This is a genomic window from Alcanivorax sp. (assembly GCF_051117345.1).
Lineage (GTDB): Bacteria > Pseudomonadota > Gammaproteobacteria > Pseudomonadales > Alcanivoracaceae > Alcanivorax.
Map to the genome: position 1 here is coordinate 1 of NZ_JBNPEC010000022.1, position 9,517 is coordinate 9,517.

At 61.4% G+C, this 9,517-nt stretch carries 10 protein-coding genes; 2 read left to right on the plus strand and 8 right to left on the minus strand.

Annotated features, from left to right (window positions below):
* Positions 1-290 precede the first annotated feature (290 nt).
* Together ACFE0K_RS01605 and ACFE0K_RS01610 are read right to left on the minus strand one after the other, a co-directional pair.
* Complete coding sequence (locus ACFE0K_RS01605) at positions 291-821, minus strand: glycine zipper 2TM domain-containing protein (protein WP_434534395.1); 531 nt, start codon at positions 819-821, stop codon at positions 291-293.
* 122 nt (positions 822-943) lie between these two features.
* Positions 944-1,510, minus strand: coding sequence for a hemerythrin domain-containing protein (locus ACFE0K_RS01610; protein WP_434534396.1), 567 nt, complete (start codon positions 1,508-1,510; stop codon positions 944-946).
* 105 nt (positions 1,511-1,615) lie between these two features.
* On the opposite strand from ACFE0K_RS01610, the gene ACFE0K_RS01615 reads away from it, so the two are divergent.
* Complete coding sequence (locus tag ACFE0K_RS01615) at positions 1,616-2,047, plus strand: hypothetical protein (protein ID WP_434534397.1); 432 nt, start codon at positions 1,616-1,618, stop codon at positions 2,045-2,047.
* Positions 2,048-2,200: 153 nt separating this feature from the next.
* Here the strand turns inward: ACFE0K_RS01615 and ACFE0K_RS01620 are convergent, their stop codons facing one another.
* Genes ACFE0K_RS01620 through rsxA form a run of 6 tightly spaced genes read right to left on the minus strand, consistent with a single transcriptional unit; the run spans position 2,201 to position 8,641 of the window.
* The gene (locus tag ACFE0K_RS01620; protein ID WP_434534398.1) at positions 2,201-2,914 is read right to left on the minus strand and encodes an electron transport complex subunit E; all 714 of its coding nucleotides are present in this window, start codon (positions 2,912-2,914) and stop codon (positions 2,201-2,203) included.
* Complete coding sequence (gene rsxG, locus ACFE0K_RS01625) at positions 2,907-3,554, minus strand: electron transport complex subunit RsxG (RefSeq protein WP_434534399.1); 648 nt, start codon at positions 3,552-3,554, stop codon at positions 2,907-2,909. The genes ACFE0K_RS01620 and rsxG overlap by 8 nt, the downstream gene beginning before the upstream one ends.
* Positions 3,551-4,591 (minus strand): electron transport complex subunit RsxD, encoded by a 1,041-nt coding sequence (gene rsxD / locus ACFE0K_RS01630; RefSeq protein ID WP_434534400.1) that lies wholly within the window; start codon positions 4,589-4,591, stop codon positions 3,551-3,553. The genes rsxG and rsxD overlap by 4 nt, the downstream gene beginning before the upstream one ends.
* Positions 4,591-7,479, minus strand: a complete 2,889-nt coding sequence (gene rsxC / locus ACFE0K_RS01635) for an electron transport complex subunit RsxC (protein WP_434534401.1) — start codon at positions 7,477-7,479, stop codon at positions 4,591-4,593. Before rsxC ends, rsxD begins: the two co-directional genes overlap by 1 nt.
* Complete coding sequence (rsxB, locus tag ACFE0K_RS01640; protein ID WP_434534402.1) at positions 7,476-8,060, minus strand: electron transport complex subunit RsxB; 585 nt, start codon at positions 8,058-8,060, stop codon at positions 7,476-7,478. Before rsxB ends, rsxC begins: the two co-directional genes overlap by 4 nt.
* Positions 8,057-8,641 (minus strand): electron transport complex subunit RsxA, encoded by a 585-nt coding sequence (gene rsxA / locus ACFE0K_RS01645; RefSeq protein ID WP_035250378.1) that lies wholly within the window; start codon positions 8,639-8,641, stop codon positions 8,057-8,059. The genes rsxB and rsxA overlap by 4 nt, the downstream gene beginning before the upstream one ends.
* A gap of 281 nt (positions 8,642-8,922) precedes the next feature.
* Here rsxA and ACFE0K_RS01650 point away from each other — a divergent pair.
* The coding region (locus tag ACFE0K_RS01650) for an aminotransferase class V-fold PLP-dependent enzyme (RefSeq protein WP_434534403.1) at positions 8,923-9,517 on the plus strand (595 nt) is incomplete at its 3' end.

The window sequence follows — 9,517 nt, forward strand, 5'->3', positions numbered from 1 at the left end:
GGTGGCCAACATCCAGGCGGGGACCCAGCACCACGGCCCGTCGCCGCTGGCGTTTATCATCGGGCCGGTGGTAGGGGGCTTTATCGTGGATATTGCCAACGCGACGATCATCCAGACATTCGTATCTGTATTGTCTGGTTGAAGGGAAAAGCATTTACCACAGAGGGCACAGAGTACACAGAGGAAAAGCGGGCCAGAAGATAGGCAGACTCAGTGCTCTCTGTGCTCTCTGTGGTGAAAAGGATACAAAAAAAGCCCGCGGTTGCGGGCTTTTCCATGGAAAGGAAGGGTTACTGGGTAACCACTTCCCCTTCTTCGATACGCAACCGCTCGCCGGGCTTTTTGTCCATGCGAATGGTGTCTTCCTGATCATTGAAGACATAGGTCACGTCATAACCTTCGGTGCGACTCTTGTCTTCCATCACGGTGTTACAGCGTTGTTCCGCGGTGGTGTAGGTGTTTTTTTCCTGCATGCCTTTCTGGATCTGGTTACCGGCCCCACCGCCGGCAATGGCACCACCTGCGGTGGCTGCATCTTTACCGCTGCCGCCGCCAAACTGATGGCCGATGACACCGCCGACCACGGCACCGACGACACTACCGGTAACACGGTGCTGGTCTTTAACCGGTTTCTTGCGTTCCACGGTTACCTGCTGACAAACCTCACGGGGTTCCTGCCAGGTTTTCACAATCGGGTCTACATTCACTACTTCGGCGTAGCCTGAGGTGGCCGGGGTTATGACCTGATAAGCCCCATAACCGACACCGGCGATGGCCACGGCCCCTACAATACCGAGGGCGGCAACTGCTGCGCTTTTCATGGCTCACTCCTTGTTTTGTTGATAGTGCTTATTATGATCCGGTTCCCGGCGCTAAGTTCGTAACCTGGCGCACATCAAGTGCAAAAGAATGTGAATTGTGGTGTTCAATTGAACGCAAAAAATCACATATACAACAAATAGATAGGCACAATGATGTCCTCTTCGTCATCCATGTGACGATGCAGTAATGCCTCAAGGTTTGCCGCTTGCTGATGTGCGGTTTCCAGTGCCCGCGGATTCGTCGTCAACGCCGGGAAGAGGGTGAGTTGCCGGTCGATATCATCCAGTAGAGCATCCAGGGCCAGGTGATCCTGTTCCAGCACGTCGAAGCCGGCGGCCAGCCGTGGGTGATGCTGGCGCAACACCGGAAAGACACTGCTGTCCTCGAAGCCATGATGGCTGTGCAGATTTTTCAGCAGGCGTTGTCCATGGTTACCGATGGTGGTCAGTAACTGGCGATTGGATTGAGTGTTGCGCTCCGTCTCGCTTAGCTCCAGCAGATGGGTCAGGGCGCCGTGGTACTGGCGGGCCTGACGCTTCAGATTACGGTGGTTGCGCTGCAGGGCGCGGGCGTCACTGATCAGGTAGTGAGGGTGATCCCGCCATTGATCCCGTGCGGGGCCATACAGCTGGTCGCGGATGCCCCCGGACAAGGGCTGTTGTCGTAGCGTCACTGGCTTACGGTTCATGGTATTCCTCCTTGCCCGTTACTGTGCGGCTTTGTCTGTATGGTTTGAATCGCGTTTAATAGCGCGGATTTATCGGGGAATCTGATCCATTCATGGGGGGATGGCATGTCACAACTGGACCAGCAACTGGAAAGCGAATACTTCCACCTAACCGGGCTGATCGATTCGTTCGACCAGAAGTCGCTCACGATCAAGGCCTGGAGTGTCACTCTGGCCGGCGTATTGGCCGGGTCCGGGGCGTTCTTTGATCGCCCGGCGCTGCTCTGGGTGGGGGTGGTGGGTAGCCTGATGTTCTGGCTGGTGGAAGGGCATTGGAAAGCGTTTCAGTCCGCCCATTACGCCCGCATCGAAAAGATCGAAGCGCACTTTCGTGGTGAAGTGGACGATATCGCCCCGTTCCAGACCGCCAACAGCTGGGACCGCAGCCGCCGCGCCGGAGGCATGAAGGAGTTGCTACGCATTCTGCGCTGGCGCCATGTGTTTTTGCCGCATGGGTTGGTGGCGTTGGCGTTGTTGGTGGCAGGGTCGGTTTTGTAGGAGCGAAGTGAAGCAGCTAGTGGCGAGTAACGAGAAGCGAGTTTCGGAACCCTAAACCATCCAGGGTTTGGCCTTTCGTGACTCGCTCCTCGTTACTCGTTACTGGTCGAATCGCGCCGCCAGCGACGCTCCTACGGTGGGGCGGTGAGGCCCTTAACTGACTTTCCCGGTGGTGCGTACCCGGCGGCTGACCTTGGGTTCGTCGCTGGCCCTGGCTTTCTGGATTGCCTTCAGGCGTTTGTCGATCACGTTTTTGCCGGCGATGATCAGGCCCAGGCCCACGAAGGCCCCCGGCGGCAGGATGGCGAACAGGAAGCCGCCGTAGTTTTCCACCACCTGAAGCTGCCAGTCTGCGGCCATGGGGCCGAACAGCAGCTGCATGTTGGTAAACAGGGTGCCCTGGCCGATCAGCTCGCGCATGCCACCGAGAATCAGCAGGATCACCAGAAATCCCAGCCCCATCATGAAACCGTCCAGCGCCGCCGGCAGCACCGGGTTCTTGCTGGCGAAGGCATCGGCCCGGCCCAGCACGGTGCAGTTGGTGACGATCAGCGGAATGAAGATACCGAGGATTTCATACAGCTCGAAGGTGAAGGCCTGCATCAGCATTTCGATCACCGTCACCATGGCGGCGATAATCATCACGAAAGCGGGTAGGCGTACCGCATCGGTCACGTACTGACGAATCACCGACACGCAGATGTTGGAGCCCATCAGCACCACCAGGGTCGCCAGGCCCAGGCCCAGCGCGTTGACCACGGTGCCGGTCACTGCCAGTAGCGGACACAGGCCGAGAATCTGCACGGTGGCCGGGTTGTTATTCCACAGACCATCCATGCTGATCTTTTTGTAATTCACGTCACTCATCACAGGTCTCCGCCGGTGCTGCCTCGGAAGGGGTGTCAAAGACAGCCGCCTGGTTGGCGTCGAAATATTGCAGGGCGCGGTGCACGGCACCGACCACGGCACGGGGGGTAATGGTGGCGCCGGTAAAGCTGTCGAACTGCCCGCCGTCCTTCTTCACCGCCCAGCCCTCGCCGGCAGGGTTGCCCAGTGACAGGCCATGGAAACCATAGATCCAGTCGGATTTTTTGGTTTCGATTTTATCGCCCAGCCCGGGGGTTTCATTGTGCGGGGGCACCACGCGTACCCCCTGAACCTTGCCTTGCGTATCCACGCCGACGATCAGGGCAATATTGCCACCGTAACCGTCCGGGGCGGTGGCTTCCAGTACGGCACCGTTGGGCTCGCCATTCTGGCGCGCCCGGTAAATATGCTGGCCACTGCGGCCCAGCAGCGGGTCGCTGACGGTAATACGGTCGGCGAGCAGATCATTATCATGGTGGTCGTGGGGCATCACTTCGTTGAGCGACGCCATCAGTGCGGCCTGCTTGTTGCACTCCACCTTGCCGATAGTCAGCTCGTTGGTGATCGCCAGGGTGGCGGCGGTGCCGATGGCAAACACGCTGAGGATCAGCATATTCCGGGAGATGGCCTGGCGCATCATGAGCCACCCCCTTGTTTGGCGCTGTTGGTGCCCCGGTTCGCCTTGTTGTGCCCGTAGGTGCGTGGCTGGGTGTAGTAATCGATAAAGGGCGCACACAGGTTAAGCAGCAGCACCGAGAACGCTACGGCATCCGGGTAGCCGCCGAAGCTGCGGATTACCCAGATCAGCACACCGATCAGCGCCGCATAGATCAGCCGTCCGCTGCGGCTGGTGGCGGCGCTTACCGGGTCGGTGGCGATAAAGAAGGCGCCGAGCATGGCGCCGCCGGAAAATATCTGGAACAGCGGATCGGAAAACCGCACCGGGTCGATCAGCCAGGCGATCAAGGCGGGCAGGGCCAGGCCGCCCAGGAAACCCACCGGGATATGCCAGGTAATGATCTTGCGGCTGATCAGATACAGGCCGCCCACCAGGAAGGCCAGGTTCACCCACTCCCAGCCGAGCCCGGCAAACTGGCCATGGAGAATGCCGTGGCTGGCCAGCTCGCTCTCGTTACCCGCCCAGGTACGGAAGGTATCCAGGGGCGTGGCGCCACTCAGGCCGTCCACCGGCAACTGGCCGGTAAACAGTTGCCAGCTTTGTGCCAGGCTGGGCGCTTCGCCGGGGGCGATCCACTGGGTCATGGCCACCGGGAAGGAAATCAGCAACAGCACATAGCCGACCATGGCCGGGTTGAACGGGTTCATGCCCAGGCCGCCGTAGAGCTGCTTGGCGACCACAATGGCGAAGCCCACCCCGATCAGGGTCAGCCACCAGGGAGAGGTGGGCGGCAGGGCCAGGGCGAGTAGCACGGCGGTGAGCACCGCGCTGTAATCCTTCAGGTAAAAAGCCACCGGGCGACCGCGGGCTTTCAGGATCAGCGCCTCACTGACCAGGGCCACCACCACGGCCCACAGCACATTGATCACCGTGCCCCAACCGAACTGCCAGGTTAGTACCGCCAGGCCGGGCAGGGTGGCGTAAATCACCTGACGCATGAAGGCGCCGGTGTTGTTGCTCACCGTGGTGTGGGGCGAGGTTGAAGAGATCAGTGCCATCAGTCTTGCAGTCCTTGTTCTTCTACCGCCTGTTTGAGGGCCATGCGGGCGATCTGGGCTTCCGCTTCCAGTGCCTGTAATTCGGAACTGAGGGCTTCCAGATTGACTTCCGAGGCGCTATCGCGCTGTTGCTCCAGCTCGCGCTGTTTGTCGGCCAGGGCACTTTCTGCCCGCGCCGCTTCCAGCTTCAGGGTTTTCAGATCCTTGCCGGTGTGGGCGCGGATATCCGCCTTGGCTTCTTCCACCAGCGCATCCAGGGCATCGCGGGCCACGTCGGCCTTGCCTTTCAGCTTGTCCACTTTCCGCTCCATGGCATTGAGCTCGTCGGCGGGAATGTCGCCGTTACGCTCGCCGCGCTCCAGGGCCGCGTGGGCGTCCTTGTACTGCTTGTGCGCCATGTTGTAGGCGGTCTTCAGTGCCTTGAGGCGCTTCTGTCGCTTGGCGGCCACTTCCGGATCCACGGCGGCCAGCGCTTGCGGCGCTTCAGTTTCCGGGGCCTTGGGCGTATCTGTGGGGGCCGGCGGTGTCTTGGGCGTTGCCGGAGCGGGTGCGGAGGCTTTTGCCTCGCGGAGCTCGGCTTTCCAGTGGTCGGCCTCGGCTTTGAGTCGATCCGCTTCGGCGCGTAATTCGGCAGCGTTGTCCGCCCCGTTCTCGTCGGCCTCTTTGGCGGCTTTGACGGCGGCCTTGTAGGCGGAGGATACCTCGCCCACCTTCTTTTTCAGTTCTGTCAGCGGATCGGTTGGCGCAGCGGCTGGGGCCGGGGTGGGCGTGGCCGGTGCATTGGCCTTGGCGTCGCGCAGATCGGCCTTGAGCTGGTCCGCCTTCGCCTTCAGTTCGTCCGCCTGGTTGCGTAGTTCGGCGGCATTGTCGGCGCCGTTTTCTTCTGCTTCCTTGGCCGCCTTCACGGCAGCCTTGTAGGCGGAAGAGGCGTCGCCCACCTGTTTCTTCAGATCCGCCACCGGATCGGCCTGAGGTGCGGCTGCCGGCGTGGCGGTGGTGTTGGCCTTGGCGTCACGCAGGTCCGCCTTGAGTTTGTCGGCGGCGGCCTTGAGCTCATCGGCTTTGGCGCGCAGCTCGGCGGCGTTGTCGTCGCCATTGGCTTCCGCGTCCTTGGCGGCTTTCACCGCCGCCTTGTAGGCGGTGGAGGCGTCGCCAACCTGTTTTTTCAGCTTGCCGACCACGTCTTCCGCCGGCGCGGCGGCCGGTGCCGCTGACTTGGCGTCGCGCACCGCAGCCTTGGCTTTGTCGGCCTCAGCTTTCAGGCGGTCCGCTTCCGCTTTCAGGTCGGCGGTGTTGTCGGCGCCATTGGCGTCGGTTTCCCTGGCTGCTTTCACGGCGGCCTTGTAGGCCTTGGAGGCATCCAGGGAGGCCTGTTTGAGGGCTGCGGTGTCCACGGAAGGCGCGGCAGCGGCCTCGGTCTTTTTCTTGCGGTTGGCTTCCAGCCGCGCCTGGCGACGGGCTTCTTTCTCGGCCTTTTCCGCGTCGATGCGTGCCTGGCGGGCTTCGAAACGCTGGCGGGCCTTGTCGGCTTTAACCTGTTCGGCGGCCTGTTGGCGCACTTCCGCCTTGGCGTAACGGTAGTACTGCACCAGCGGAATATGGCTGGGGCACACATAGGCGCAGGCACCGCATTCGATGCAGTCCATCAGGTTGTGCTGCTGGGCCTTTTCCAGGTCGTCGTTTTTGGCGTGCCAATAGAGTTGCTGGGGCAGCAAATTGGCCGGGCATACGTCGGCACAGGAGCCGCAGCGGATGCAGGGCTGCTCCGGGGGCGGCTCGGGCAGTTCTTCCAGCGTCGCGGCGATGAGGCAGTTGGTGGTTTTCACCACCGGCACCGCCGGGTTGTGCAGGGTGAAGCCCATCATCGGCCCGCCCATCACCAGACGGCCGATGTTGTCCGGGTCGACGCTGCCGTGAAGCAGCAGATCGCGCACCGGGGTGCCCAGCAGTACTTCAAAATTCCCCGGTCGACTTACGCCTTCACCGGTGAGGGTGGTCACCCGCGACAGCAGGGGTTGGCCGTCGACGACTGCGCGCTTGATGGCGTAGGCGGTGCCCACGTTCTGGCACACCACACCCACCTGGGCTGGTAGCTGGCCGCTTTTCACTTCCTTGCCGGTGAGTAGCTGGATCAACTGCTTTTCGCCGCCGGAGGGGTACTTGGTGGGCACCACGCGCACGTCGATGTCGCAGCCCTTGCAGGCCCGCTTGATGGCGGAGATCGCTTCCGGCTTGTTGTCCTCGATGCCTATCAGGGTGCGGCGCGGGTTGAGCAGGTATTGCAGGATGTTGATGCCGGCAATGATCTCGTCGGCGCGCTCGCGCATCAGACGGTCGTCGGCGGTGATGTAGGGTTCGCACTCCACCGCATTGATCACCAGTTCTTCCACCCGCTGGTGGTCGCCCAGGTTCACCTTGATGCTGGTGGGGAAGCCGGCGCCGCCCATGCCGGCGATGCCCGCATGGCGGATGGTGTCCACCAGTTCGCCGGGGCTGCGCTCGGTATAGTCCGCCACTCCGGCGTGTTCTATCCATTCATCCTTGCCGTCGGTGTCGATGACGATACAGACCGCATCCATGCCGGAAGGGTGCTGAATGGCGCGGGGGCCGATGGCACTGACGGTCCCGGAAGTGGGCGCATGAATGGCCGCGCTCACCGCACCGCTGGGTTCAGCGATCATCTGGCCCTTCAGTACCCGCTCACCTGGCTCGACCAGTGGCTTGGCCGGGGCGCCGATGTGCATGTTCAGTGGCAGTACCAACTGCCCCGGCATGGGGCCAGGGGCAATGGCGGTGCCGTTGGATATGTCCTTTCGTTCCGGCGGATGGATACCGCCGTGGAAGTCGAAGACCTTGGGGCTGCGGGAACGGAACAGGGTGCGAATCACAGGTTAACCACCTCAATACGGCTGTCCGGACGCTCGCCGATACCGGCAGGGCGGTTCCAGCCCCAGGTCTGCAGGGTGGGTTGTACTTCGACCATGTCGATGCAGTCCACCGGGCAGGGTTCCACGCACAGGTCGCAGCCGGTGCATTCGTCCACAATCACCGTATGCATCAGCTTGGCGGCGCCGACGATGGCATCCACCGGGCAGGCCTGGATGCACTTGGTGCAGCCGATGCACTCGTCCTCGCGGATATAGGCGACCTTGGGGATGTCCGCATCCTCGGCGCCTTCGTCGTCCAGGGTCAGCTCGTCGCGGCCGAGCAGGTCGGTGAGCGAATCCACGGTGTCCTGACCGCCGGGGGGACAGCGGTTGTGGTCTTCGCCTTCGGCAATGGCTTCCGCGTAGGGGCGGCAGCCCGGGTGCCCGCACTGGCCACACTGGGTCTGCGGCAACAGGGAATCGATCTGCTCGACAATGGGGTCACCCTCGACCTTGAATTTTTCCGAGGCAAAACCCAGCACCGCACCGAACACGGCGGCCAGGGCGAGCAGGGCGGCCACGGCAATCAATACAGCGGTCATAACTTGATCAGCCCGGAAAAGCCCATGAAGGCCAGCGACATCAGGCCGGCGGTGATCAGACCGATGCTGGGGCCACGGAACGCTTCCGGCACATCGGCCACGGCAATGCGCTCACGCATGGCAGCAAACAGCACCAGAACCAGGGAGAAGCCCAGCGCCGCGCCCAGCCCGTAGGTGAGCGATGACATAAAGGTGGCATCTTCCTGGCGTACATTCAGCAATGCTACGCCCAACACCGCGCAGTTGGAGGTGATCAGCGGCAGGAACACGCCCAGCACCCGGTAGAGCAGGGGGCTGGCTTTCTTCACGAACATCTCGGTGAACTGCACCGCCACGGCGATCACCAGGATAAAGCTGATGGTGCGCAGGTACTCCAGCTCGAAGGGCACCAGAATATAGGCCCAGGTCAGATAGGCGAGCACGGACGACAACGTCAGCACAAAGGTGGTCGCCAGGGACATGCCCATGGCGGTCTCGATCTTGTTGGAGACCCCCATAAAGGGACACAGCCCCAGGAACTGCACCAGGACAAAGTTGTTAACCAGCACAGCGCTGATCAGAATCAGGACGTACTCTGTCATGTGATCGTGGCTCGCTTGCCGAAGAATAGGGGTTAAACGCTGTGTTTACAGGGCGTTAAGGGCGCATAGTATGAGGCAGCGCCCCGGTTGGCTCAAGATTGTTCCGACATAAGCTTAATTGACTGCAGACGACAGTCATTGACTGCGAATTAACCAGTTGATGCCCCTTTTGCCATGCTTTTTGCTCCGGACGGTTGCGGCGCTGCCAGCAATCCAGTATCCAAGGCAGACAATAACGCAACGAGACCGGCCAGCGCCGGTTGCTGCAGAGGTGACCCCCAGTGACAGATTTGCCCCGTGACTTTGATCGAGACGGCCTGCTTGAGTATTCCGTGGTGTTTACCGACCGCTCCCTGAACCACATGTCCCAGCGTTTCCAGCAGGTCATGCGGGATATTTCCAGCAACCTGAAGCAGGTTTACAACGCTCACTCGGTTACCGTGGTACCCGGCGGCGGCAGCTTCGGCATGGAAGCGGTGGCCCGGCAGTTCGCCACTGACCAGTCCTGCCTGGTGATCCGCAATGGTTTCTTCAGCTATCGCTGGAGCCAGATTTTTCAGATGGGCAGCATCCCGTCTAAAGAGACTGTGCTGAAAGCCGCCCCGATCAGCGACCAGCCCCAGGCACCGTTCGCCCCGGCTCCCATCGAGCAGGTGGTGGAAACCATCAAGGCCGAGAAGCCGGACATGGTCTTTGCCCCCCACGTGGAAACCGCAGCCGGCATCATCCTGCCGGATGACTACCTCAAACAGGTGGCTGATGCCGTACACAGCGTCGGTGGCATGTTCGTGCTGGACTGCATTGCCTCAGGCACTATCTGGGTCGATATGAAGAAGGTCGGCGTGGACGTACTGATCAGCGCCCCCCAGAAAGGCT

Excerpts from the sequence above, each read along its gene's own strand:
- ACFE0K_RS01620 (WP_434534398.1), bottom strand. The coding sequence starts at position 2,914 with ATGAGTGACGTGAATTACAAAAAGATCAGCATGGATGGTCTGTGGAAT.
- ACFE0K_RS01610 (WP_434534396.1), bottom strand. The coding sequence starts at position 1,510 with ATGAACCGTAAGCCAGTGACGCTACGACAACAGCCCTTGTCCGGGGGC.
- rsxA (WP_035250378.1), bottom strand. The coding sequence starts at position 8,641 with ATGACAGAGTACGTCCTGATTCTGATCAGCGCTGTGCTGGTTAACAAC.
- rsxB (WP_434534402.1), bottom strand. The coding sequence starts at position 8,060 with ATGACCGCTGTATTGATTGCCGTGGCCGCCCTGCTCGCCCTGGCCGCC.
- rsxD (WP_434534400.1), bottom strand. The coding sequence starts at position 4,591 with ATGGCACTGATCTCTTCAACCTCGCCCCACACCACGGTGAGCAACAAC.
- rsxG (WP_434534399.1), bottom strand. The coding sequence starts at position 3,554 with ATGATGCGCCAGGCCATCTCCCGGAATATGCTGATCCTCAGCGTGTTT.
- ACFE0K_RS01605 (WP_434534395.1), bottom strand. The coding sequence starts at position 821 with ATGAAAAGCGCAGCAGTTGCCGCCCTCGGTATTGTAGGGGCCGTGGCC.
- ACFE0K_RS01615 (WP_434534397.1), top strand. The coding sequence starts at position 1,616 with ATGTCACAACTGGACCAGCAACTGGAAAGCGAATACTTCCACCTAACC.